22 protein-coding genes are annotated in these 23,442 nt (G+C 63.3%); 15 read left to right on the forward strand and 7 right to left on the reverse strand.

Annotated elements, in window-relative coordinates; translation table 11 throughout:
• Positions 1–59: 59 nt before the first annotated feature.
• Entirely contained in the window at positions 60–1,298 is a 1,239-nt protein-coding gene (locus tag ACSQ22_RS06400; protein ID WP_121420736.1) for a pyridoxal phosphate-dependent aminotransferase, read from the reverse strand.
• A gap of 149 nt (positions 1,299–1,447) precedes the next feature.
• On the opposite strand from ACSQ22_RS06400, the gene ACSQ22_RS06405 reads away from it, so the two are divergent.
• The 4 genes from ACSQ22_RS06405 (at position 1,448) to ACSQ22_RS06420 (ending at position 4,876) form a co-directional block, all read left to right on the forward strand.
• Positions 1,448–1,819, forward strand: a complete 372-nt coding sequence (locus ACSQ22_RS06405) for an Mth938-like domain-containing protein (protein WP_436129781.1) — start codon at positions 1,448–1,450, stop codon at positions 1,817–1,819.
• 225 nt (positions 1,820–2,044) lie between these two features.
• Positions 2,045–2,530 (forward strand): peroxiredoxin, encoded by a 486-nt coding sequence (locus tag ACSQ22_RS06410; RefSeq protein WP_055393154.1) that lies wholly within the window; start codon positions 2,045–2,047, stop codon positions 2,528–2,530.
• A 191-nt stretch (positions 2,531–2,721) separates the two neighbouring features.
• On the forward strand, positions 2,722–4,488 hold the full coding sequence (locus ACSQ22_RS06415) for a PhoH family protein (protein WP_436129782.1): 1,767 nt from the start codon (positions 2,722–2,724) through the stop codon (positions 4,486–4,488).
• A gap of 1 nt (position 4,489) precedes the next feature.
• Positions 4,490–4,876, forward strand: a complete 387-nt coding sequence (locus ACSQ22_RS06420) for a hypothetical protein (RefSeq protein WP_436129783.1) — start codon at positions 4,490–4,492, stop codon at positions 4,874–4,876.
• 91 nt (positions 4,877–4,967) lie between these two features.
• Here ACSQ22_RS06420 and dnaB read toward each other — a convergent pair whose 3' ends face one another.
• The 5 genes from dnaB to rpsF form a co-directional block, all read right to left on the reverse strand.
• Complete coding sequence (gene dnaB, locus ACSQ22_RS06425) at positions 4,968–6,383, reverse strand: replicative DNA helicase (protein ID WP_121505782.1); 1,416 nt, start codon at positions 6,381–6,383, stop codon at positions 4,968–4,970.
• A gap of 167 nt (positions 6,384–6,550) precedes the next feature.
• A complete protein-coding gene (gene rplI / locus ACSQ22_RS06430) occupies positions 6,551–7,003 on the reverse strand; it encodes a 50S ribosomal protein L9 (RefSeq protein ID WP_055399385.1) in 453 nt (150 codons plus the stop codon).
• Between the two features lie 12 nt (positions 7,004–7,015).
• Positions 7,016–7,297, reverse strand: a complete 282-nt coding sequence (rpsR, locus tag ACSQ22_RS06435; protein WP_005795932.1) for a 30S ribosomal protein S18 — start codon at positions 7,295–7,297, stop codon at positions 7,016–7,018.
• Positions 7,298–7,314: 17 nt separating this feature from the next.
• Positions 7,315–7,605, reverse strand: coding sequence for a primosomal replication protein N (priB, locus tag ACSQ22_RS06440; RefSeq protein ID WP_121420739.1), 291 nt, complete (start codon positions 7,603–7,605; stop codon positions 7,315–7,317).
• A gap of 14 nt (positions 7,606–7,619) precedes the next feature.
• The gene (gene rpsF, locus ACSQ22_RS06445; protein WP_055399389.1) at positions 7,620–8,027 is read right to left on the reverse strand and encodes a 30S ribosomal protein S6; all 408 of its coding nucleotides are present in this window, start codon (positions 8,025–8,027) and stop codon (positions 7,620–7,622) included.
• A 304-nt stretch (positions 8,028–8,331) separates the two neighbouring features.
• Between rpsF and grpE the strand changes: the two genes are divergently transcribed.
• From grpE to leuB, 9 genes are all read left to right on the forward strand, one after another.
• Positions 8,332–8,883 carry a nucleotide exchange factor GrpE gene (gene grpE, locus ACSQ22_RS06450; protein ID WP_121420740.1) on the forward strand — a complete coding sequence of 184 codons (552 nt, stop codon included), beginning with the start codon at positions 8,332–8,334 and terminating at the stop codon, positions 8,881–8,883.
• Positions 8,884–8,976: 93 nt separating this feature from the next.
• A complete protein-coding gene (gene dnaK / locus ACSQ22_RS06455) occupies positions 8,977–10,929 on the forward strand; it encodes a molecular chaperone DnaK (RefSeq protein ID WP_121420741.1) in 1,953 nt (650 codons plus the stop codon).
• An 86-nt stretch (positions 10,930–11,015) separates the two neighbouring features.
• Positions 11,016–12,161 (forward strand): molecular chaperone DnaJ, encoded by a 1,146-nt coding sequence (gene dnaJ, locus ACSQ22_RS06460; RefSeq protein WP_055399485.1) that lies wholly within the window; start codon positions 11,016–11,018, stop codon positions 12,159–12,161.
• A 153-nt stretch (positions 12,162–12,314) separates the two neighbouring features.
• A complete protein-coding gene (locus tag ACSQ22_RS06465; RefSeq protein WP_436129784.1) occupies positions 12,315–13,679 on the forward strand; it encodes an MBL fold metallo-hydrolase in 1,365 nt (454 codons plus the stop codon).
• A gap of 136 nt (positions 13,680–13,815) precedes the next feature.
• Complete coding sequence (locus ACSQ22_RS06470; protein ID WP_176886611.1) at positions 13,816–14,772, forward strand: LysR family transcriptional regulator; 957 nt, start codon at positions 13,816–13,818, stop codon at positions 14,770–14,772.
• Positions 14,773–14,794: 22 nt separating this feature from the next.
• Entirely contained in the window at positions 14,795–16,216 is a 1,422-nt protein-coding gene (leuC, locus tag ACSQ22_RS06475; protein WP_121420744.1) for a 3-isopropylmalate dehydratase large subunit, read from the forward strand.
• A gap of 11 nt (positions 16,217–16,227) precedes the next feature.
• Positions 16,228–16,359, forward strand: coding sequence for an entericidin A/B family lipoprotein (locus ACSQ22_RS06480; RefSeq protein WP_055399399.1), 132 nt, complete (start codon positions 16,228–16,230; stop codon positions 16,357–16,359).
• Between the two features lie 10 nt (positions 16,360–16,369).
• Entirely contained in the window at positions 16,370–17,020 is a 651-nt protein-coding gene (gene leuD, locus ACSQ22_RS06485) for a 3-isopropylmalate dehydratase small subunit (RefSeq protein ID WP_436129785.1), read from the forward strand.
• A 90-nt stretch (positions 17,021–17,110) separates the two neighbouring features.
• Positions 17,111–18,184 (forward strand): 3-isopropylmalate dehydrogenase, encoded by a 1,074-nt coding sequence (gene leuB / locus ACSQ22_RS06490; protein ID WP_121420746.1) that lies wholly within the window; start codon positions 17,111–17,113, stop codon positions 18,182–18,184.
• A gap of 82 nt (positions 18,185–18,266) precedes the next feature.
• Here the strand turns inward: leuB and ACSQ22_RS06495 are convergent, their stop codons facing one another.
• Positions 18,267–18,941, reverse strand: a complete 675-nt coding sequence (locus tag ACSQ22_RS06495; RefSeq protein ID WP_055399406.1) for a dihydrodipicolinate reductase C-terminal domain-containing protein — start codon at positions 18,939–18,941, stop codon at positions 18,267–18,269.
• Positions 18,942–19,323: 382 nt separating this feature from the next.
• Between ACSQ22_RS06495 and asd the strand changes: the two genes are divergently transcribed.
• A complete protein-coding gene (gene asd / locus ACSQ22_RS06500) occupies positions 19,324–20,454 on the forward strand; it encodes an aspartate-semialdehyde dehydrogenase (RefSeq protein WP_121505776.1) in 1,131 nt (376 codons plus the stop codon).
• A 289-nt stretch (positions 20,455–20,743) separates the two neighbouring features.
• Positions 20,744–23,413 carry a FimV/HubP family polar landmark protein gene (locus ACSQ22_RS06505; RefSeq protein WP_436129786.1) on the forward strand — a complete coding sequence of 890 codons (2,670 nt, stop codon included), beginning with the start codon at positions 20,744–20,746 and terminating at the stop codon, positions 23,411–23,413.
• Positions 23,414–23,442 lie beyond the last annotated feature (29 nt).

The raw sequence follows: 23,442 nt of genomic DNA on the forward strand, positions 1-23,442 counted from the left end.
TATCCATCAAGCGCTAGCAGCTATGAAAAAATGAGTTTCTGCACCGCTCAACGTGCAAGTTACGCAGCCGCCGCCATTTGCACGCGCTTGCGGTATTGCTCCAGGAAGCGCGCCACGCGGCCAATCGCGTCGCGCAGATCGTCTTCGTGTGGCAGGAACACGATGCGGAAATGGTCCGGCGCCGCCCAGTTGAAGCCTGTGCCCTGCACCAGCATGACCTTGGTCTCCTGCAGCAGCTCCAGGAAGAACTGCTGGTCGTCCTCGATGGGATACACGGCAGGGTCGAGGCGCGGAAACATGTAGAGCGCCGCCTGGGGCTTCACGCAGGTCACGCCCGGGATGGCCGTGATCAGCTCGTACGCCAGATCACGTTGCTTGCGCAGGCGGCCGCCCTCGCCTACCAGCTCATTGATGCTCTGGTAGCCACCCAGCGCCGTCTGCACCGCCCACTGGCCGGGCACGTTGGCGCACAGGCGCATGTTCGAGAGCATGTTCAGGCCCTCGATGTAGTCCTTGGCAGGCTTCTTGTCGCCCGACACCACCATCCAGCCCGCGCGGTAGCCACACGAGCGGTAGCTCTTGGACAGCGAATTGAAGGTGAGTGTGAGCACATCCTCGCTCAGCGAGCCAATGGCCGTGTGCTTGGCGCCGTCGTACAGCACCTTGTCATACACCTCGTCGGCAAAGATGACCAGGCCGTGCTCGCGTGCAATGGCAACGATGCCCTTGAGCAATTCGTCCGAATACAGCGCGCCCGTCGGGTTGTTGGGGTTGATGACCACGATGCCCTTGGTGCGGGGCGTGATCTTGGCGCGGATATCCTGAAGGTTGGGCATCCAGCCATTGGCTTCATCGCACACATAGTGCACGGGCGTGCCGCCCGACAGGCTGGCGGCGGCGGTCCACAGGGGGTAGTCGGGCGAAGGCAGCAGCAGCTCGTCGCCGTTGTCCAGCAGCGCATTGGTGGCCATCACGATCAGCTCGCTGGCGCCGTTGCCCAGGTAGATGTCGTCCAGCATCACACCCTTGATGCCCTGCTTTTGGGTCTCGTGCATGACGGCCTTGCGCGCCGCAAAGATACCCTTGCTGTCCGAGTAACCCGCCGAATTGGGCAGGTTGCGGATCATGTCCAGCTGAATCTCTTCCGGTGCATCAAAACCGAACACCGCCAGGTTGCCGATGTTGAGCTTGATGATCTTGTGGCCGTCTTCCTCCATCTGCTTGGCCGCGTCCATGATGGGCCCCCGGATGTCATAGCAGACGTTGGCGAGCTTGGCGGATTTTTGGACGGTTTTCATGCGCTGACGGTGGTGCAGTGGGGTCAGGTGGCGGCCAGAGCGGCTGGCACCTTGGCGAAACCTATAATTTGACCACAGATCACAACCGCGCCCGGGCCCTGCGCCGGGCCTACCCGCAGCGCCAGCGCCTGCAACCGACGCCAACACCCATGAAATTCCAGCCCGACCGCTCGAACGCACAAACCATCAGCGGCTACGGCCCCGGCTGGATCGGCGTGGATGCCGAGAAGATCACGCACAGCGTCATCATCGGCTCGTCGGGGCTGCGCCAGGCCTGGCCCTGCACGCGCTTTGAAGACCTGACCCCCGAACATTTCGCGCAATTGGCAGCCCTGGAGACAGAGCTGGTCATTTTTGGCAGCGGCACACGCAACCGGTTCCCGCCACCGGCGTGGCTTGCGCCGCTCATCGCCCGCCGGCTGGGGCTGGAAACCATGGACACCCCTGCCGCCTGCCGCACGTACAACATCCTGGCCAGTGAAGGGCGCAAAGTGGTGGCAGCACTGATTCTGGAAGCCTGAGCTGCAGGCCCGCAACCGCCGCGGCAAGCTGCAAATCCGGCGCTTGCACCTATGCAAGCCCTTGCCTAAATGCCCGCCACTGCGGGCCGGACACACTGTCTTACATTTGGCCGAAGAGTGAATTCGGGGTAAAATCGCCGGTTGCGGTCGGGGGCACCACCAAGAGCAATAACACACTAGCTCCCCCGGCTTACCAACGACTACATCCTGAGAGATTGAAGTGATATGGCGATCGTTGTCAACAAACCCCTCCCTGAATTTGAAGCCAACGCTACCGGTGGACTCAAGGTCTCCAACACCTCCCACCTTGGCCAAATTCTGGTTCTCTACTTCTATCCCAAGGACAACACGCCTGGCTGCACCACGGAGGCCATGCAGTTTCGCGACAAGTACAAGGACTTCGTGAAGGCAGGCGCTGCCGTTTTCGGCGTGTCCCGCGACAATATGAAGTCGCACGACGAATTCAAGGAAAAGCTGGAACTGCCCTTCGAACTCATCGCCGACACCGAAGAAAAGATGTGCCACATGTTCGGTGTGGTCAAGAACAAGATTATGTACGGCAAGAAGGTCAAGGGCATTGAGCGCAGCACCTTCCTGATCGGCCCCGATGGCCTGCTGGTGCAAGAGTGGCGCGGCCTCAAGGTTCCCGGCCACGTGGACGAGGTCCTGAAAGCCGTCAAATCCATCAAGGCCCTGAAAAAGGCCGCCTGATCTGCACATTGGGGCATCGGCGCGACACCCCGCTTGTTTTGCCCAGGCAAGACATCCGGAGTAGGCATAATGGTTTTATGCCCCTGGTTATCGCAACGTTTGCCCTCCTCCAAAAAGCCGCCTTGGCCTCCAGGCGGCTTTTTGCTTTCTGACCCACCCGTTACCCCTTTACCGACCGAGGCCCTGCCACCATGCCCCTGCCCCCCGCCCCCAGCCGGCGCGCTGCACTCCTCGCGCCAGAAGCCTTTGAAGTCGCAGCCCGCCCCCGCGTAGCTACCACCTCGGCGAACGAAGCCGTTGCTACGCCCCAGCGCACCGCCACCGCTACAGCCCCTACCCGCGCCGGACGCAAGGCAGACAGCGTGGCCTCGTCGCTGGCAGCGCCTGACACAGCTCCATTGGTCCAGATTGAGACCCGAGCACGCACACCCCAACCCTCCGCCGCCCCCGTGGCCCGAAGCACCGGCACGCGCAAGGCACGCAGCACCGACACACCTGCCTCCGTCACCGCCAGCGCCGCCCCGGCCACCGCGACCACCACACGCACCCGCAAATCCGCACCACAAGGCCCGACCAAGCTCTTTGTGCTGGACACCAACGTGCTCCTGCATGACCCAACCAGCCTCTTCCGCTTTGAAGAGCACGACATCTTCCTGCCGATGATCGTGCTGGAAGAACTGGACGGCCACAAGAAGGGCATGACCGAAGTGGCCCGCAACGGCCGCCAGGCCAGCCGCACGCTGGATGCCCTGGCTGCCGCCCAGGGCGCCGACATGGCCAAGGGCCTCAAGCTTGACTCCACCGGCCAGCGTGCTGCGGGCGGCCACCTGTTCTTCCAGACGGTGCCACTGGACTACAGCCTGCCCACCAGCCTGCCCCCGGGCAAAGCCGACAACCAGATCCTGGGCGTGGTCGAAGCCCTGCGCAAGCTGCACGCACCGCGCGAAGTGGTGCTGGTCTCCAAAGACATCAACATGCGCGTCAAAGCCCGCGCGCTGGGCCTGACTGCCGAGGACTACCAGAACGACAAGACGCTGGAAGATGGCGACCTGCTCTACGCTGGCGTGCTGGCCCTGCCCCCCGACTTCTGGGCCAAGAGCGGCAAGAACGTGGAAAGCTGGCAAAGCGGCGCCCACACCTATTACCGCATTGGCGGCCCCATCGTGCCGCAGCTGATGATCAATCAGTTCGTGTACTTCGAAGCCCCCGGCGAGCCCAGCCTGTTTGCGCGCGTGAGCGAAATCCGCGAGAAAACAGCGGTACTGCAGACCCTGAAGGATTACGGTTCGGCCAAAAATGCCGTGTGGGGCGTGACCACGCGCAACCGCGAACAGAACTACGCCATGAACCTGCTCATGGACCCCGAGATCGACTTCGTGACCCTGACCGGCACGGCCGGCACCGGCAAGACCCTGCTCGCCCTGGCTGCAGGCCTGACCCAGGTGCTGGACGATCGCCGCTACACCGAGATCATCATGACCCGCGCCACGGTGAGCGTGGGCGAGGACATCGGCTTTTTGCCCGGCACCGAAGAAGAAAAGATGGGCCCCTGGATGGGCGCGCTGGACGACAACCTGGAGTTTTTGGCCAAGGGCGACGGCGGCAATGCTGGCGAGTGGGGCCGCGCTGCCACCAACGAGCTGATCCGCAGCCGCATCAAGATCAAGAGCATGAACTTCATGCGCGGGCGCACCTTCCTGAACAAGTACGTGATCATCGATGAGGCGCAGAACCTGACGCCCAAGCAAATGAAGACGCTGATCACCCGCGCCGGTCCCGGCACCAAGATCATCTGCATGGGCAACCTCGCGCAGATCGACACGCCGTACCTGACCGAAGGGTCATCCGGGCTTACCTACGCCGTGGACCGCTTCAAGGGCTGGCCGCACAGCGGGCACATCACGCTGGCGCGCGGCGAACGCTCGCGCTTGGCAGATTTCGCCAGCGAGGTGCTCTGAGTTGGCTGCAGGCTGGGTTGCAGCACTGAAACTGGTGCCCTGGGGCGACGTCATCGAGGCGACGCCCCAGATTCTCCAGGCGGCCAAGAAGCTGCTGGGCACCACCCGAAAAGGGAACGCTGAAGCTGCTGCGGGAGCACTCGAAGGCGCTGGGGGCGAACCCGCCATTCCCGTGGCCTTGCAGCTGGAACATCTGCGCGAGCGGGTGGTAATGCTGGAGCAGGAGCAGCAGGAATCCGCCGTGCTGATCCAGTCACTGGCCGAACAGAATGCCCAGGTGGTGCAGGCGGTAGAAGTGCTGCGCCAACGCCAGCAACGGCTCACTGTGGCTGTGGGTGTTCTTGCCGTGGGATGTGCGGGTTTGCTGGTGTGGGTGCTGCGACCGTAACGGAACTCCGACCAAGACCATCTACCCCGAACAAAACTCCTAATTTGATAGCTACTTGCGCTTACCCAATAAGCGCTAGTGGCTATTTTTATTAGAAATCGTCACCCGAACCCATGGCCAGGTTCTCGAAGCGCGTCTGGTTCTTCTGGAAGAACAGCTTCACGGTACCCGTGGGGCCGTTCCGCTGCTTGCCGATGATGACCTCGGCCACGTTGGGCTCCTTGGAGTCTTTGTTGTAGTAGTCGTCGCGGTAGATGAACATGATGATGTCGGCATCCTGCTCGATAGCGCCTGACTCGCGCAGGTCGGACATCATGGGGCGCTTGTCGGTGCGCTGCTCCACCGAGCGGTTGAGCTGCGACAGCGCGATCACCGGGCACTGCAGTTCCTTGGCCAGCATCTTGAGGCCCCGGGAAATTTCACCCAGCTCGGTCGCCCGGTTGTCCGAACTGGCCGCCGAGCCCGAGCCGCTCATCAGCTGCAAATAGTCGACCACGATCAGGCCCAGCTTGCCGCACTGGCGCGCCAGGCGCCGCGCGTTGGCGCGCAACTCGCCAGGTGTGAGGCCCGGGGTCTCATCAATGTGCAGTGAGACGGTGCGCAGTTTTTCAATCGCCTCGGTCAGGCGCGGCCACTCATCATCGGTGAGCTTGCCGGTGCGCAGATTGCCCTGGTTCACCCGGCCAATCGAACCCACGATACGCACCGCCAGCTGAGCGGCACCCATTTCCATCGAGAAGATGGCGACCGGCAGGCCCTCATTGAGCGCCACGTGCTCGGCAATGTTCACCGCGAACGAGGTCTTGCCCATGGAGGGGCGCGCGGCCAGCACCACCATGTCGCCCGCTTGCAGCCCACTGGTCATGCGGTCGAGGTCTGCAAACCCGGTGGGCACACCCGTCACATCCACAGGGTTGTCTGCCATCTCCTGCACGCGGTCGAGCAGGTCGATCACCAGCGTATCCAGCGACTGGAAACCCTGCTTGGTGCGCGAGCCTTCCTCGCCAATGGCAAAAATCTTGGACTCGGCCTCGTCCAGAATCCGTTCGACCGTCTTGCCTTGCGGGTTGAACGCGTTGGTGGAAATTTCGTCGCTGGCCGTGACCAGCTTGCGCAGGATGGCACGCTCGCGCACGATTTCCGCATAGCGGCGGATGTTGCTGGCGCTGGGTACGTATTGCGCCAGATTGTTCAGATAGGCCAGCCCGCCCATCTCTTGCACTTTGCCCAGGTTCTGCAGGTGCTCGAACACGGTGATCACGTCGGCCGGCTTGCTGGCGTTGATCAGTGCGCCGATGGCCGAGTAGATCATCTGGTGCTCATGGCGGTAGAAATGGCTTTCTACCAGCAGGTCGCCCACGCGGTCCCAGGCGTTGTTGTCCAGCAGCAACCCGCCCAGCACGCTGGACTCCGCTTCTATCGAGTGCGGCGGCACGCGCAACTGGGCGATTTCACGGTCGGGTACCGGCGTGAAGCCATCGTCAAGGGGCGGAAAAACAGCAGACATGGAATCCTCGGAGCTAACCCGGCATGCTAGCGCCCGTGCGGCGCGCCGTCATGGCACAAGTCTGTGGATAAAGTTGGGGCAACCAGTGGGTAACCATGTACAAACCAGAGCCGCACAAAAACAAAAGCCGCCCGAAGGCGGCTTTGCGTGAAACACCGAAGTGAATCTCAGGCGGTTTCGCCGTAGACCGACACGGTCACGTCCACCACCACATCGGTGTGCAGAGCCACGCTGACAGTGCTTTCGCTCACGACCTTGATCGGGCCGTTGGGAAGGCGGATTTGCGACTTGGCAACCTTGTAGCCTTGCTTGCTCAGCTCTTCGGCGATGTCGTGGTTGGTCACGGAACCAAACAGACGACCGTCCACGCCAGCCTTTTGCGTCAGCTTGACGGTGGTGCCAGCCAGCTTTTCGCCTTGGGCTTGAGCTTCTGCCAGCTTGGCAGCTGCGGCCTTTTCGAGCTCAGCGCGCTTGGCTTCGAACTCTGCCTTGGCGGCTTCCGTGGCGCGACGGGCGCGGCCAGCGGGGATCAGGAAGTTGCGGGCGTAGCCGTCTTTGACCTTGACGATTTCACCGAGGTTGCCGAGGTTCACAACCTTGTCGAGCAGGATGATTTGCATGGGTTGTGCTCCTTAGATCTTGTGCTGGTCGCTGTAAGGCACCAGGGCCAGGAAGCGGGCGCGCTTGATGGCGGTGTTCAGCTGACGCTGGAAGATGGCGCGCGTGCCGGTCAGGCGTGCGGGGATGATCTTGCCGTTTTCGGCGATGAAATCACGCAGCGTATCGACATCCTTGTAGTCGATTTCTTCAACACCGGTCACCGTGAAGCGGCAGAAGCGCTTGCGCTTGAACAGCAGGGACTGGGTGTTGCGCTTTGGGCGCTTGTCTTTGTTGAACTTCTTGAACGTGGCCATTGCGGACCCCTTGAAAATTAATTTTGTTGAATATCCTGGATGTGCAGCACTGCGGTCTTGCCATTGCGCGGGTTGGCCAGAAATCCATGGAAAGTCCAGAGACTTCCGATGTTCTGCCGTGCCAGTCGCTCGGCCATCGCTCCAAAGGCAATGGCTTTCATGGCAGCCTTGACTTCGCGGGGGTGGCCTGCCTCGGTTTGCTGGGACTCGTGTTCGAGGCGCAGCGTAAGGGCAGGCAATCCGGCGGGCGTGTAGCGCAGGGGTTCAGCCTCTGCGATACAGGCGGTCAAGGCGACGCGGTTCTCCACTCCAACGGGCTAGATCAGCGCTCGGCGCGATCTGGGCGCTCGCCACGCTCGCCACCGGCCGCTGCATATTCAGCTTGGCTGGCCTTGCGGGCTTCTTCGCGCTCGACGGTCTTCATCATGGAAGATGGGCCCGTATCGGCCTTCTTCTTCTGAACCGTCAGGTGGCGCAGCACGGCGTCGTTGAACTTGAAGGCGTGCTCCAATTCAGCCATCACGGCCTGATCGGCTTCGATGTTCACGCACAGGTAATGGGCCTTGGCCAGCTTGTTGATCAGGTACGCCAGTTGACGGCGGCCCCAGTCTTCCACGCGGTGCACCTTGCCACCGCCAGCGGTGATCATGCCCTTGTAGCGCTCCAGCATGGCTGGAACTTGCTCGCTTTGATCCGGATGGATCAACAAAATGATTTCGTAATGACGCATGCATACTCCTTTTGGGTAAGACCACCCACTGCGTCTTGAAGTGGTGTGGCAAGGGAAAGCCTGCGATTATAGCCCGGCCTGAGTCGCTTGTACACTCAGTGCTTCGCCGCCCCTGTCCAGGCGTACAAAAAGATGCCATAGATGCGTCCAGCCCCTTGTAAAACCAGTGGCTGGGCCGACATGCAATACAACAAACCGCGATGCATACGGGGCTCGTGAGACTATGCCCCTGGTGCAGACCTTGATTTGTGGTGGCACGCCCCCAGATCCCGCGCGTACCGTTCATTTACTCCCAGACCAAGACATGTCCGACACCAGCCAAACCACCCCCGCACAGAGCGCCCCCGCCCCCGAAGAAGTCGAAGCCGCAATGGCTGCCCACGCCTCTGACGAGCTGGCACGCCTGCAGGGCGAGTTGGCCGAGCTCAAGGCCAAAAGCGCTGATCTGGCCGACCAGTTCCTGCGCGCCAAGGCCGAGGCCGAGAACGCCCGCCGCCGCGCCGAAGACGAGGTTTCCAAGGCCCGCAAATTCGGTATCGAGAGCTTTGCCGAGAGCCTGCTGCCCGTGGCCGACAGCCTGGATGCCGCCCTGGCCATCAAGGAAGCCACGCCCCAGCAGCTGCGCGAAGGCGCCGACGCCACCCTGCGCCAGCTGACGTCGGCACTGGAGCGCAACAAGGTGATTGCCATCAACCCGGCCGCTGGCGCCAAGTTCGATCCGCACCAGCACCAGGCCATCAGCGTGGTGCCTGCCGAGCAGGAAGCCAACACCGTGGTGGCTGTGCTGCAAAAGGGCTATGTGATCGCCGAGCGCGTGCTGCGTCCGGCCCTGGTCACGGTGACGGCTCCCAAGTAAGCCTCAAAAAAATCGACCCGGAAGACTTGAACCACACCAAGTTATCCACAAGTTACTAGCCATCCAAACCATTCAAGCATTCGGAGAAAAATCATGGGAAGAATCATCGGCATTGACCTGGGTACGACCAACAGCTGCGTCTCCATCATGGAGGGCAACACGACCCGCGTGATCGAAAACAGCGAAGGTGCACGCACCACGCCCTCCATCGTGGCCTACCAGGAAGACGGCGAGATCCTCGTCGGTGCCTCGGCCAAGCGCCAGGCCGTGACCAACCCCAAGAACACGCTGTACGCCGTCAAGCGCCTGATCGGCCGCAAGTTCACCGAAAAAGAAGTGCAAAAGGACATCGACCTGATGCCCTACAAGATCGTGGCCGCCGACAACGGCGACGCATGGATCGAAGTGCGCGGCAACAAGCTGTCGGCACAGCAAGTGTCTGCCGACATCCTGCGCAAGATGAAGAAAACGGCTGAAGACTACCTGGGCGAGCCCGTAACGGAAGCCGTCATCACCGTGCCCGCGTACTTCAACGACGCACAGCGCCAGGCCACCAAGGACGCTGGCCGCATTGCGGGCCTGGACGTCAAGCGCATCATCAACGAGCCTACCGCTGCAGCCCTGGCCTTCGGCCTGGACAAGCAGGAAAAGGGCGACCGCAAGATCGCTGTGTATGACCTGGGTGGCGGCACGTTCGACGTGTCCATCATCGAAATCGCCGATGTGGACGGCGAAAAGCAGTTCGAAGTGCTGTCGACCAACGGCGACACCTTCCTGGGCGGCGAAGACTTCGACCAGCGCATCATCGACTTCATCATTGACGAGTTCAAGAAGGAGTCGGGCGTCAACCTCAAGAATGACGTGCTGGCCCTGCAGCGCCTGAAGGAAGCGGCCGAGAAAGCCAAGATCGAACTGTCGAACTCGGCCTCGACAGACATCAACTTGCCCTACATCACGGCAGACGCATCGGGTCCCAAGCACCTGAACATCAAGCTGACCCGCGCCAAGCTGGAACAACTGGTGGAAGAGCTGATCGAGCGCACCATCGCTCCTTGCCGCATGGCCATCAAGGACGCTGGCGTGTCGGTGTCTGACATCCATGACGTGATCCTGGTCGGCGGCATGACCCGGATGCCCAAGGTGCAGGAAAAGGTCAAGGAATTCTTCGGCAAGGACCCCCGCAAGGACGTGAACCCTGACGAAGCCGTGGCCGTGGGCGCCGCCATCCAGGGCCAGGTGCTGTCGGGTGACCGCAAGGACGTGCTGCTGCTGGACGTGACACCCCTGTCGCTGGGTATCGAAACCCTGGGCGGTGTCATGACCAAGATGATCACGAAGAACACGACCATCCCGACGAAGTTCGCACAGACCTTCTCGACGGCCGATGACAACCAGCCTGCCGTGACCATCAAGGTCTACCAGGGCGAGCGCGAAATCGCTACCGGCAACAAGCTGCTGGGCGAATTCAATCTGGAAGGCATTCCACCGGCAGCCCGCGGTGTTCCGCAGATCGAAGTGTCGTTCGACATCGACGCCAACGGCATCTTGCACGTGGGCGCCAAGGACAAGGGCACGGGCAAGGAAAACAAGATCACCATCAAGGCCAACTCGGGCCTGTCGGAAGAAGAAATCCAGCAGATGGTGAAGGATGCCGAGCTGAATGCGGCCGACGACAAGAAGAAGCTGGAGCTGGTGCAAGCCCGCAACCAGGGTGAAGCCGCCGTGCACAGCGTGAACAAGAGCCTGGCCGAACACGGCGACAAGCTCGACGCAGGTGAAAAGGACGCGATCACTGCCGCAGTCAAGGCGCTGGAAGAAGCCTTGAAAGGCGAAGACAAGGCCGCGATTGACGAAAAGACCACGGCGCTGATGGCTGCCAGCCAGAAGCTGGGCGAAAAGATGTACGCCGAGTCCCAGGCAGCGCAAGCTGCTCAGGCAGCCGGGGGTGCAGAGGCCGCAGGCGCGTCGGCTGGTGGCGCGTCCGCCAAGCCCGCAGACGACGACAACGTCGTCGATGCCGAGGTGAAGGAAGTCAAGAAGGGCTGAGCACGCCGCCGTTGACCCCAGCCGCCGCGCGGGGCCCTTGACGGGGCTTGCGCGGCGTTCCTGTTCCAACCGGGCTCAGAATGACCATGTCCAAACGAGACTTTTACGAAATCCTGGGCGTTCCGAAAAACGCCTCGGACGAAGAAATCAAGAAGGCCTATCGCAAGCTGGCGATGAAGCACCACCCTGACCGCAACCAGGGGGATGCAGCCAAGCCTGCCGAAGAGAAGTTCAAGGAGGCCAAGGAGGCCTACGAGATGCTCTCCGACCCGCAAAAGCGCGCTGCCTACGACCAGTACGGCCACGCCGGGGTGGACCCCAACATGCGCGGCCCCGGCGGCGCAGGGGCAGAAGGCTTTGGCGGTTTTGCCGAGGCCTTCGGCGACATCTTCGGCGACATGTTTGGCCAGCAGGGCGGACGTGGGCGCGGTGCCGGTGGCCGCCAGGTGTACCGGGGCAGCGACCTCAGCTACGCCATGGAGATCACGCTGGAAGAAGCCGCACGCGGCAAGGACGCGCAGATCCGCATTCCGTCGTGGGAGAGCTGTGACACCTGCCACGGCAGCGGTGCCAAGCCCGGCACCAGTGCCAAGACCTGTGGCACCTGCCAGGGCGCAGGCACGGTACAGATGCGCCAGGGCTTCTTCAGCGTGCAGCAGACCTGCCCCCACTGCCGCGGCACGGGCAAGATCATTCCCGAGCCGTGCACGACCTGCCATGGCCAGGGCAAGCTCAAAAAGCAAAAGACGCTGGAAGTGAAGATTCCTGCGGGCATCGACGACGGCATGCGCATCCGCTCCACCGGCAACGGCGAGCCGGGCACCAACGGCGGCCCACCGGGTGACCTGTACATCGAGATCCGCCTGAAGAAACACGACATCTTCGAGCGCGATGGCGACGACCTGCACTGCCAGGTGCCCGTGAGCTTCATCACGGCAGCACTCGGCGGCGAGATCGAAGTGCCCACGCTGGCTGGCAAGGCAGCGATCGACATTCCTGAAGGCACCCAGGCCGGCAAGCAGTTCCGCCTGCGTGGCAAGGGCATCAAGGGCGTGCGTGCCAGCTACCCGGGCGATCTGTACTGCCACATCGCAGTCGAGACACCCGTCAAGCTGACCGAGCACCAGCGCAAGCTGCTGCGCGAACTGGAAGATTCGCTCAAGAAGGGCGGCGCCCGCCACTCGCCCAGCGGCGAGAGTTGGACGGACCGGCTGAAGAACTTCTTCAGCTGACCGCGCACCGGCATCCCATCGAAAACCGCTTGTGGCCTTTTGGCCCAGGCGGTTTTTTCTTGACGCAGGGCAAGAAACTCCCTTAGGCCCGTGCGATGCACGCACAGCGCAGTAGGATGGGTCTCATCGATGATCACCCGGGAGCTTGGGCACATGAACGTCAACATCACCTTCCTGGGCGGCTCCGGCACGGTCACCGGCTCCAAGTACCTGGTGCGTTACAACGGCAAGAGCCTCCTGGTCGATTGCGGCCTGTTCCAGGGCTACAAGCAGTTGCGCCTGCGCAACTGGCAGCCTCTGCCCGTCACGCCGCACCAGATCGACGCCGTGGTGCTGACCCATGCCCACCTGGATCACAGCGGCTACCTGCCGCTGCTGGCGCGCGACGGCTACACCCACGCCATCCACTGCACACCGGGCACACGCGACCTGTGCACCATCCTGCTACCCGACAGCGGGCACCTACAGGAAGAAGACGCGGCCTTTCTCAACCGCCACCAGCTCAGCAGCCACAGCCCCGCCCTGCCCCTGTACACCCGGCTCGACGCGCTGCACTGCCTCAAGCAGTTCCAGATCCACCCATTTCACAAGGCGTTTGAGCCCCTGCCCGGCTGGCGTGTGACGTTTTCGCCCGCAGGCCACATCCTTGGTGCAGCCAGCGTGCTGCTGGAGGTGGGAGGCAGGCGCATTCTGTTTTCGGGCGACCTGGGGCGGCCCGATGACCTGCTCATGAACCCGCCTGACGCGCCGCCCCAGGCCGACACCGTGCTCATCGAGTCCACCTACGGCGACCGCGAGCACCCGCCCGAAGGCCCGCTCGATGAACTGGGCCCCGCCCTGCAGCGCCTGGCAGCGCGTGGCGGTATTGCCGTGGTGCCGGTGTTTGCCGTGGGGCGTGCGCAGGTCGTGCTGCACGCGATTGGCCTGCTCAAGGCGCAGGGTGTGGTGCCCGCATCGCTCAAGGTGTTTCTGGACAGCCCCATGGCCGTCAGTACCACGGGGCTGTTCCAGCACCACATGCAGGAACACCGCCTGAGCGGCCGCGAGGTGCAGGCACTGGAGCATGGCGCCACCATGGTCCAGACGCCCGAGCAATCCAAGGGGCTGGCCAAGCTTCATGGCCCCATGGTCATCCTGTCGGCCAGCGGCATGGCCACCGGGGGGCGCGTGCTGCACCACCTGGCACTGCACGCAGGCGACCACCGCAACATGATCATCCTGACCGGCCACCAGGCCCCAGGCACCCGTGGTGCGCGGCTGGCAGAGGGCGAAAAAACCATCCGTATCCACGGCCAGGACGTGGCCGTGCGGGCCGAGGTGGTTCGGCTGTCCTCTGCATCAGCCCATGCAGACGGCAACCAGCTCATCGCCTGGCTGCGCAGCATGGGGCACGCGCCGGACAAGGTGTACGTGGTGCATGGTGAAATGGGCGCGGCCGATCTGCTGCGTCAGCGCATTGAGCATGAGCTGCGCTGGCGTGCCGCTGTGCCAGAGCACGCCAGCACCTGCACCGCCTGAGCCACGGTAGCTTTCTGGGCCTCAGCGGTTCTACCCTCGCGCAGAAGGGCAGTGCCGCCATCGCGTATCGCGATGTCAAAGCGGCAATAATGGGGAGAAAATAGGCAACCTTCTCATTTCGAGAAGTTAAAACCCCATGAAAAGCTCCGAGCGCAGTTTTGCGCGCCGTATCGACCTAACCTCGCTGCAACTGTTTGTGGCGGTGTGCGAGCTCGGCAGCATTGGCCGCGCGGCTGAGCGCGAATTCATTGCGGCATCGGCCGTCAGCAAGCGCCTGTCGGACCTGGAAACCGCCGTGGACACCGCCCTGCTCTACCGCCACAGCCGGGGCGTCACGCTCACACCCGCAGGCGAGAGCCTGCTGCACCATGCGCGCACCGTGCTGTTTGGCCTCGAACGCATGCAGGGCGAGTTGAGCGAATACGCCGACGGCGTGCGCGGCCATGTCCGCATGCACGCCAACATCTCGGCCATCTTCCAGTTCCTGCCCGAAGACCTGGGCGCCTTTGCGCGCGAGCACAGCCAGATCAAGATCGACCTGCAGGAGCACCTCTCCAGCGACGTGCTGCATGCCGTGCAGGAGGGCGCCGCCGACCTGGGCATCTGCAACATCGGCATGGCCAGTGGCAACGGTGCCCTGGAATTGCAAAGCCGCCCTTACCGCGCCGACAATCTGGTGCTCGTTGTACCCCTGGCGCACGACCTGTCTGCGCTGGACGCTATCAATTTTGAAGAAGTTCTGGACTGGGACATCGTGGGCCTGCATGCCAACAGCAGCATCAGCCTGGCCATGCGCGCCGCCGCCGCCGCCGCCGGGCGCCCGCTGCGACAGCGCATCCAGGTCACAGGGCTCGATGCCATGTGCCGCATGATCGACAACGGCCTGGGCGTGGGCCTGCTGCCCGACCGGGCATTTGCGCTGATGCGCGGCGTGGGCAACCTGCAAGCCATCCCGCTGACCGATGCCTGGGCCCACCGCGAGCTGCGTGTGGTGGCTCGCGACTTCGACGCCCTGCCCGTCACGGCCCGTTTGCTGGTGGAACACCTGTCACCCCGGCCAGACCCCGACACTAAAATCCAATCACCCACCTGAAATGCAGAAAGAAAGCCACGCCATGGGACGCACCCTGTACGACAAGATCTGGGACGAGCATGTCGTCCACACCGAAGAGGACGGCACCTCCATCCTCTACATCGACCGCCATCTGGTGCACGAGGTGACCAGCCCCCAGGCGTTTGAAGGCCTGCGCGAGGCGGGCCGCAAGGTCTGGCGCATGAGTTCCATCGTGGCCACCGCCGACCACAACACGCCCACCACCGGCTGGGAAAACGGCTACGACGGCATCACCGACCCCATCAGCAAAGAGCAGATCACCACGCTGAACGACAACATGGCGCAGATCTCTCCCGCTGCGTTCTTCCCCTTCATGCACAAGCGCCAGGGCATCGTGCACGTCATCGGCCCTGAAAACGGTGCCACCCTGCCCGGCATGACGGTGGTGTGCGGCGACAGCCATACCAGCACGCACGGCGCGTTCGGCGCACTGGCCCACGGCATCGGCACCTCCGAGGTCGAGCACGTGATGGCCACACAGACGCTGCTGGCCAAGAAGGCCAAGAACATGCTGGTGCAGGTGGACGGCACGCTCGCCAAGGGCGTGACGCCCAAGGACGTGGTGCTGGCCATCATCGGCAAGATCGGCACGGCCGGCGGCACCGGCTACACCATCGAATTTGCAGGCTCCGTCTTCCGCGCGATGAGCATGGAAGGCCGCATGACCGTGTGCAACATGGCCATCGAAGGCGGCGCGCGCGCTGGCCTGGTGGCCGTGGACGACAAGACCATTGAATACGTCAGGGGCCGCCCCCTGTCGCCCACGGGCGTCGAATGGGACCAGGCCGTGGCGTACTGGAAGACGCTTCACTCCGATGCCGACGCGAAGTTCGACACCGTGGTGAAGCTCGACGCCTCCGAAATCGTGCCGCAGGTGACCTGGGGCACCTCGCCCGAGATGGTGCTGGGCGTGGATGCCCGCGTGCCGGACCCCGACAAGGAAAAGGATGCCAACAAGCGCGGCGCCATCGAGCGCGCCTTGACCTACATGGGCCTGCAGCCCGGCAAGGCGATCAACGACATCACCATCGACAAGGTGTTCATCGGCAGCTGCACCAACAGCCGCATCGAAGACATGCGCGAAGCCGCTGCTGTGGTGAAGAACCTCGGCCGCAAGGTGGCCAGCAACGTGAAGCTGGCCATGGTGGTGCCCGGCTCGGGCCTCGTCAAGGAGCAGGCCGAGCGCGAAGGCCTGGACAAGATTTTTGTGGCCGCAGGCTTTGAGTGGCGCGAGCCCGGCTGCAGCATGTGCCTGGCCATGAACGCCGACCGCCTGGAGCCGGGCGAGCGCTGCGCATCCACCAGCAACCGCAACTTCGAAGGCCGCCAGGGCGCTGGTGGCCGCACCCATCTCGTCAGCCCCGCCATGGCAGCAGCCGCTGCCGTGCACGGTCATTTTGTGGACATTCGCCAATTCGCCTGAAGGAGCCCGCCATGAAGAAAATCGCCGCCATCCTCATCGCACTGTCTGCCGCCTTGCTGCTGGGCGGGTGCAACACCGTCAAGGGCGTAGGCCAGGACGTTCAACGGGCAGGGGGCGCACTCGAACGCGCCGCCAACAAGTAACAAGGCACCCATGCAGAAATTCACCTTACTCAAGGGCCTGGTGGCCCCGATGGACCGCGAGAACGTCGATACCGACGCGATCATCCCCAAGCAGTTTCTGAAGTCGATCAAGAAGACCGGCTTTGGCGTGAACCTGTTTGACGAATGGCGCTACCTGGACCACGGCGAACCGGGCCAGGACCCGGCCAGCCGCAAGCTCAACCCCGACTTCGTGCTGAACCAGCCGCGCTATGCAGGCGCCTCCATCCTGCTGGCACGCAAGAACTTCGGCTGCGGCTCGAGCCGCGAACACGCGCCCTGGGCACTGGACCAGTTCGGCTTTCGCGCCGTGATCGCGCCGAGTTTTGCCGACATCTTCTTCAACAACTGCTTCAAGAACGGCCTGCTGCCTATCGTGCTGCCCGAGGCAACGGTGGCCCAGCTGTTCGATGAAGTGCACGCCTTCCCCGGCTACCAACTCACCATCGACCTGGAGCGCCAGGTCATCGTGCGTCCGCAAGGCGAAGAGATTCCGTTCGAGGTGCAGGCCTTCCGCAAGTACTGCCTGCTCAACGGCTTCGACGATATCGGCCTGACCCTGCGCCAGTCCGACAAGATCAAGGCGTTTGAAGCGCAGCGCCTGGCGACCAAGCCCTGGCTTGCGCACACCATGGTGTCGTAAGACACCGCAGGCATCAAAAAATATCATTTAAATTAGCCTCTAGCGCTTTATCCATAAGCGGTAACAGCTATCAAAATCAAAGCAAATTCAATGAAAATCGCAGTTCTGCCGGGTGACGGCATCGGTACCGAAATCGTCTCCGAAGCCGTGAAGGTTCTGGAAGCCCTGGACCTGAAGTTCGAGATGGAATCTGCCCTGGTCGGCGGCGCCGCCTACGAGGCCCACGGCCACCCGCTGCCCGAATCCACCCTGAAGCTCGCCAAGGAAGCCGACGCCATCCTGTTCGGCGCTGTGGGCGACTGGAAGTACGACAAGCTCGACCGCCCCCTGCGCCCCGAGCAGGCCATCCTGGGCCTGCGCAAGAACCTGGGCCTGTTCGCCAACTTCCGCCCCGCCATCTGCTACGAGCAACTGGTGGGCGCATCGAGCCTCAAGCCCGAGCTGATCGCGGGCCTCGATATCCTCATCATCCGCGAGCTGACGGGCGACATCTACTTTGGCCAGCCGCGTGGTCGCCGCGTGGCCACCGATGGCCACTTCCCCGGTGCCGAGGAAGCCTTCGACACCATGCGCTACAGCCGCCCCGAGATCGAGCGCATCGCCCACGTCGCCTTCCAGGCCGCGCGCAAGCGCAACAAGAAGGTCACCAGCGTGGACAAGGCCAACGTGCTGGAAACCTTCCAGTTCTGGAAGGATGTGGTCACCGACGTGCACAAGGAATACCCCGACATCGAGCTGCAGCACATGTACGTGGACAACGCGGCCATGCAGCTGGTCAAGGCCCCCAAGGCGTTTGACGTGGTGGTGACCGGCAACATGTTCGGCGACATCCTGTCGGACGAAGCCTCCATGCTCACTGGCTCCATCGGCATGCTGCCCTCGGCCAGCCTGAACAGCAGCAACCAGGGCCTGTACGAACCCAGCCACGGCAGTGCGCCCGACATCGCCGGCAAGGGCGTGGCCAACCCGCTGGCCACCATCCTGTCGGCCGCGATGATGCTGCGCTTCAGCCTGAACCAGGAAGCCGCCGCCCAGCGCATCGAAGCCGCCGTGCAAAAGGTGCTGGCGCAGGGCCTTCGCACGCCCGATATCTACAGCGAAGGCACCACCAAGGTGGGTACGGCGCAGATGGGCGATGCAGTGGTGAAGGCGCTGACCGCCTGATCCCCCGCTCAGCGGTCACAAAAAAAGCGCCGGACACTCCCGGCGCTTTTTTATTGTGGAGCCGGGGTACTGCCCGTACCGCCTACAGCCACCCGTTGTCGATGAATTCGATGATGGCGTAGCGCCGGTTCTCCAGCGGCCGCTCGCGCACGGCTGCCACGATGTGCGCAACGCCCTCCGCATACGGCGCATCGCCATAAACACGGGTTTCCAGCGTCACGCTGCAAGCCCCATCCTCTATCAGAACCTGGTGGTAGGCATGGCGGCCAAGATGTTCTGGGGGAATCTGCAGCACGCGCTGCTGAACCTCGGCATCGCGCACAGACCGGATATCACTGGGCACCAGACCCAGCGCCTGCGCCATGCTCACGGCCGTGCCCGGCACCGACGACTTCTGAGCCTGGTGCGATTCGGTCAGCCCGATGCGATAGCCACGGAACAAGTGCCCACTGCGCTCCAGCATGGCCATGAACTTGAGCATGAGAAGGTTGGTGTTGGGACACAGGACCACGGGAAAACCTACAGCCAGGTGTTCCAGCGCTGATCCCGTGGACAGCTCCACCAGCGCAGAGCACGTGGATTCACAGAACGCGCTCACCGCTTGTAGCTCCCGGCCCGAGCCTGCATGCACCACCACCGATTTTTCTGCAGGCAGCCCCTCGGCAGCCCAGGGCACAACCTGCCCTGCGTCCCCAGACGGCAGCGCCCCCAACAGCTCCCTGGCCAGCTTGCCAGACCCCACAACGATGACTTGCATTTTTCCACTCTCGATGAATCGCAGACAAAGCGATAGGCAGGACTGTAGTGCGGTGCAGACCATGGGCGCAGGCTCTCCCCCAAGTCATTGGCTTTTTTCTACCGTCTATCCCGCCGATCGCTCCCCAGAGATGCCTGTTGGAACAACGGCACAGAGCCCAAAGCCCGCATCCGCTACAATCTTCGCCTATGTTTGCCGCCCACACGTTCGCCCTGAACATTGCACCCGCCGCCACGGCCGGTGTGGCTGCGCGCGCAACCATCACCAAAACCACGACCATTAAGGGCTGACTCAGCCTGGTTCGTCGTGCGCCCTTCCTGGCCAGACGAGCCAGGCGAGCAGTCCGGTCTGGCACTGTTTCTTACTTAGAAAGGGCGTTGAAATGAGCAAGTTGGTAGGGTTGGTCGGCTGGCGCGGCATGGTCGGCTCGGTCCTGATGGACCGTATGGAACAAGAGAAGGACTTCGATCTGATCGAACCCATGTTCTTCTCCACCTCGAACGCAGGCGGCAAGGCCCCTGCCCAAGCCAAGAACGAGACTGCACTGCAGGATGCGTTCAACATCGAGGCTCTCAAGCGCTGCGAAATCATCATCACCGCCCAGGGCGGTGACTACACCTCTGAAGTGTTCCCAAAGCTGCGCGCCGCCGGCTGGAACGGCCACTGGATCGATGCCGCCTCCACCCTGCGCATGGACAAGGACGCCGTGATCATTCTCGATCCGGTCAACATGCCCGTCATCAAGAACGCCCTGGCCAACGGCGGCAAGAACTGGATTGGCGGCAATTGCACCGTGAGCTGCATGCTGATGGGCGTGGGCGCTCTGTACAAGGCAGGTCTGGTGGAATGGATGAGCACCCAGACCTACCAGGCAGCATCAGGCGGCGGCGCGCAGCACATGCGCGAGCTGCTCACGCAGTACGGCACGCTGAACGCCGAAGTGCGCGCGCTGCTCGACGATCCCAAGAGCGCCATCCTGGAAATCGACCGCAAGGTCATCGCCAAGCAGCGCAGCCTGTCAGCCGCTGAAACCGCCAACTTCGGCGTACCGCTGGGCGGCTCGCTGATCCCCTGGATCGACAAGGACCTGGGCAACGGCATGTCCAAGGAAGAGTGGAAGGGCATGGCCGAGACCAACAAGATCCTGGGTATGGGCGAGGGCTTCAACGCCTCCGCCATTCCCGTCGATGGTTTCTGCGTGCGCGTGGGCGCTATGCGCTGCCACAGCCAGGCGCTGACTTTCAAACTCAAGAAGGATGTGCCCGTGGCCGACCTCGAAGCCATGATCGCCGCCGACAACCAGTGGGTCAAGGTGGTGCCCAACACCCGTGAAGCCACCATCCAGGACCTGACCCCCGTGGCGGTGACCGGCACCATGAACATCCCCGTGGGCCGCATCCGCAAGCTGGCCATGGGCCCTGAATATGTGGGCGCCTTCACCATTGGCGATCAGCTGCTCTGGGGCGCCGCCGAGCCCTTGCGCCGCATGCTGCGCATCTTGCTCGACGCCTAAGCCGGCAATCCCCAAAAAGCGCGCACGGCCCTCGCCGTGCGCGCTTTTTTACGCCCGGCGCCTTGACACACTCAGTTACGCCACGTTGGCAATTGGCAACATTTGAATGCCCCAATCTGGTGCGTCTGAACCTCGCTCAAAGCTTCGGAGCCACCTCAGCTTGTCAGTGCAAAACATTGATGCTATGGTGCTTTTTACATATTTTCACGCGCCGGGGCGGGACCAGACCATGAGAAAAAAAGCACCGCTCGACCGAGCCGCACAAAAACCTAATCAGTTGTTGGCAAACATGCATCGTTGGAAATTTTCTGTCCTGGCGGCTGCGGCCGTAGCGTCGGCTGGCTTTTACGCTGGCGACGCCTCGGCCCTGGCGTTGGGCCGCATCACCGTGCAGTCTGCCTTGGGCGAGCCTTTGCGCGCCGAAATTGACCTGCCCCAGATCACCCCCGCCGAAGCCGACACCCTGCGCGCTACGACGGCTACCCCGGAAGTTTTTCGCGCCCAGGGCATGGAATACACGCCCGCGATCAACAACCTGCAAATCCAGCTGCAGCGTCGCCCAGACGGCACCGCCGTGCTGCGTCTGACGAGTGATCGCCCGGTGAACGACCCCTTCCTTGATCTGGTGCTGGACGCCAACTGGGGCTCGGGCCGCATTGTGCGCAGCTATACCATGCTGTTTGACCCGCCAGCACTGCGCCGCGCAGCACCGAATGTGACGGCGTCCCCTCAGATCTCGGCACCTGCTGCCCCATCGGCGCCCGCCGTGCGCGCACCGGTTGCCCCGCGCGCCACCGAATCCTCTGCCGCTGCTGCACCTCCAGCACCACGCCCGGCAGCAGCTGCCCCTCGTCCAGCCCCCGCAGACGGCGTCAAAGTGCAGGCCGGTGACACCGCTGGCCGCCTGGCGAATGCCTACCGCCCCGCCAGCGTGTCTCTGGATCAGATGCTGGTTGCCATGATGCGTGCGAACCCGGACGCATTCATTCAAGGCAATGTCAATCGCCTCAAAGCTGGCGCGGTACTGCAGATGCCCGATGAAGTTGCGGCGCAGGCAACCCCAGCCCCCGAGGCACGCCAGATCCTGGCAGCCCAGGCCAAGGATTTCAACGAATTCCGCCGCAAGCTGGCAGGTGCCGCCCCGACCACGGCAGTGGCCGCTGCCGAGCGCTCTGCGTCGGGCACGGTGCAGACCCGCGTGGAGGACAAGAAACCTGCCACGACCGCACCCGACAAGCTGACGCTGTCCAAAGGCTCCGTGAAGGGCCAGAAGGCCGCCGAGGACCAGCTCGCCAAGGACAAGCAAGCCAGCGAGGCCGCCACCCGGATGGCCGAACTGTCCAAGAACATTACCGACCTGAACAAGCTGGGCGCAGCATCGGCCGCTGCTGGCAGTGCCGCGCCCGCTGGCGGTGCCAGCGCCCCCGCTGGCGTGGCCGTGCAGGCCCCCGCAGTCCCCGCCACGCCTACAGCACCCGCCACGCCTACAGCACCCGCCGCGCCTGAAACACCTGCGTCGGCCCCCGTGCCCCCAGCCAGTGCCCCAGCGGATGTTGCCGTTCCTGCCGAGGCGGCCTCCGAACCCGCCTCTGCACCGGCTCCCGTCGCATCCGCACCCGCAGCCCCCGTACGGATGCCTGCGCCAGCACCAGCCCCTGTTGAAGAGCCGAGTTTCCTGTCCGGCCTCATGGACGATCCGATCCTGCCCCTGGCCGGTGGTGGCCTGCTGGCCCTGTTGCTGGGTTATGGCGCTTACCGTGTGGTGCAGCGTCGCCGCCAGAACGCTGGCGTAGACAGCTCGTTCCTGGAAAGCCGCATCCAGCCTGATTCATTCTTCGGTGCCAGCGGCGGACAGCGCGTGGATACCGCCAACAGCGAAATGACGACCGGCTCGTCCATGGCCTACTCCCCGAGCCAGCTCGATGCTGGCGGCGATGTGGATCCCGTGGCGGAGGCAGACGTTTATTTGGCCTATGGCCGCGACCTTCAGGCCGAGGAAATCCTGAAGGAAGCGATTCGCCACAATCCGGCCCGCGTGTCGGTCCATGTGAAGCTCGGCGAAATTTACGCCAAGCGCCAGGATCGCAAGGCACTGGAAGCGGTGGCAGGGGATGTGTTCAAGCTGACGCAGGGCGAAGGCCCGGACTGGAACCGCATTGCCGAACTCGGCCGCGACCTGGACCCCGAAAACCGCTTGTACCAGCCTGGCGGCCGCCCCGGCATGGCCGAGGACGAATCTCCATCGCTGCCCCCAGGTGGCTTCCCGAGCACCTTCACGGGCGGTGCTGGCAATGCGGCGGCCACAGCGGCACTCCCCCCCGATCTCGATCTGGATCTCGATCTGGACCTGCCAGATGACGCACTGACCGACGCTCCCTCGGTGGCACCAGCACCCCCAGGCGGGTTTGCAGCGGCTGCCGCTGCAGCAGCGGCCGCAGGTGGCACCCGTCGCACTACGGACGCCGATGCCAGCGATGAACCACAAACACTGCGCCCAGAACTGGATTTGCCAGAGCTGCCCTCTGCAACGGCACCAGCCTGGGGTGGTCAAGATACAGCCCCCGGCCCGATGATGGCCCCTCCGCCCGTCGCCAACCTCGACTTCCCGAGCGCAGACGACCTGAGCATGGCGCCATCTGGCCCCATGCCGCTGGCAGGCGACGCCAAGGATTCCGGCCCCATGGAATTTGATCTGGGCGAACTGTCTCTGGACCTGAACGCACCGTCCAAGCCCATGGCAGCCCCCGCGGCCAAGGCACCCGCTCCGGCACCCGAGTTCGTCGATGACGGCTCGGCTGCGGCGCAGGATGATCCGCTGGCTACCAAGCTGGCATTGGCCGAAGAGTTCAACGCCATTGGCGACACCGACGGTGCTCGCACGCTGATCGAAGAAGTGGTGGCCGAATCCAGCGGCGCCCTCAAGACCCGCGCCCAGCGTATGCTGGCCGAACTGGGCTGATGCAGCCGGGTTCTCTCACGGCGCGCTTT

The organism is Acidovorax sp. LjRoot38 (assembly GCF_964252975.1).
In the GTDB taxonomy this organism is placed as follows: domain Bacteria; phylum Pseudomonadota; class Gammaproteobacteria; order Burkholderiales; family Burkholderiaceae_C; genus Acidovorax; species Acidovorax facilis.

Excerpts from the sequence above, each read along its gene's own strand:
- ACSQ22_RS06400 (WP_121420736.1), bottom strand. The coding sequence starts at position 1,298 with ATGAAAACCGTCCAAAAATCCGCCAAGCTCGCCAACGTCTGCTATGAC.
- ACSQ22_RS06405 (WP_436129781.1), top strand. The coding sequence starts at position 1,448 with ATGAAATTCCAGCCCGACCGCTCGAACGCACAAACCATCAGCGGCTAC.
- ACSQ22_RS06410 (WP_055393154.1), top strand. The coding sequence starts at position 2,045 with ATGGCGATCGTTGTCAACAAACCCCTCCCTGAATTTGAAGCCAACGCT.
- ACSQ22_RS06415 (WP_436129782.1), top strand. The coding sequence starts at position 2,722 with ATGCCCCTGCCCCCCGCCCCCAGCCGGCGCGCTGCACTCCTCGCGCCA.
- dnaB (WP_121505782.1), bottom strand. The coding sequence starts at position 6,383 with ATGTCTGCTGTTTTTCCGCCCCTTGACGATGGCTTCACGCCGGTACCC.
- rplI (WP_055399385.1), bottom strand. The coding sequence starts at position 7,003 with ATGCAAATCATCCTGCTCGACAAGGTTGTGAACCTCGGCAACCTCGGT.
- rpsR (WP_005795932.1), bottom strand. The coding sequence starts at position 7,297 with ATGGCCACGTTCAAGAAGTTCAACAAAGACAAGCGCCCAAAGCGCAAC.
- rpsF (WP_055399389.1), bottom strand. The coding sequence starts at position 8,027 with ATGCGTCATTACGAAATCATTTTGTTGATCCATCCGGATCAAAGCGAG.
- grpE (WP_121420740.1), top strand. The coding sequence starts at position 8,332 with ATGTCCGACACCAGCCAAACCACCCCCGCACAGAGCGCCCCCGCCCCC.
- dnaK (WP_121420741.1), top strand. The coding sequence starts at position 8,977 with ATGGGAAGAATCATCGGCATTGACCTGGGTACGACCAACAGCTGCGTC.
- dnaJ (WP_055399485.1), top strand. The coding sequence starts at position 11,016 with ATGTCCAAACGAGACTTTTACGAAATCCTGGGCGTTCCGAAAAACGCC.
- ACSQ22_RS06465 (WP_436129784.1), top strand. The coding sequence starts at position 12,315 with ATGAACGTCAACATCACCTTCCTGGGCGGCTCCGGCACGGTCACCGGC.
- ACSQ22_RS06470 (WP_176886611.1), top strand. The coding sequence starts at position 13,816 with ATGAAAAGCTCCGAGCGCAGTTTTGCGCGCCGTATCGACCTAACCTCG.
- leuC (WP_121420744.1), top strand. The coding sequence starts at position 14,795 with ATGGGACGCACCCTGTACGACAAGATCTGGGACGAGCATGTCGTCCAC.
- ACSQ22_RS06480 (WP_055399399.1), top strand. The coding sequence starts at position 16,228 with ATGAAGAAAATCGCCGCCATCCTCATCGCACTGTCTGCCGCCTTGCTG.
- leuD (WP_436129785.1), top strand. The coding sequence starts at position 16,370 with ATGCAGAAATTCACCTTACTCAAGGGCCTGGTGGCCCCGATGGACCGC.
- leuB (WP_121420746.1), top strand. The coding sequence starts at position 17,111 with ATGAAAATCGCAGTTCTGCCGGGTGACGGCATCGGTACCGAAATCGTC.
- ACSQ22_RS06495 (WP_055399406.1), bottom strand. The coding sequence starts at position 18,941 with ATGCAAGTCATCGTTGTGGGGTCTGGCAAGCTGGCCAGGGAGCTGTTG.
- asd (WP_121505776.1), top strand. The coding sequence starts at position 19,324 with ATGAGCAAGTTGGTAGGGTTGGTCGGCTGGCGCGGCATGGTCGGCTCG.
- ACSQ22_RS06505 (WP_436129786.1), top strand. The coding sequence starts at position 20,744 with ATGCATCGTTGGAAATTTTCTGTCCTGGCGGCTGCGGCCGTAGCGTCG.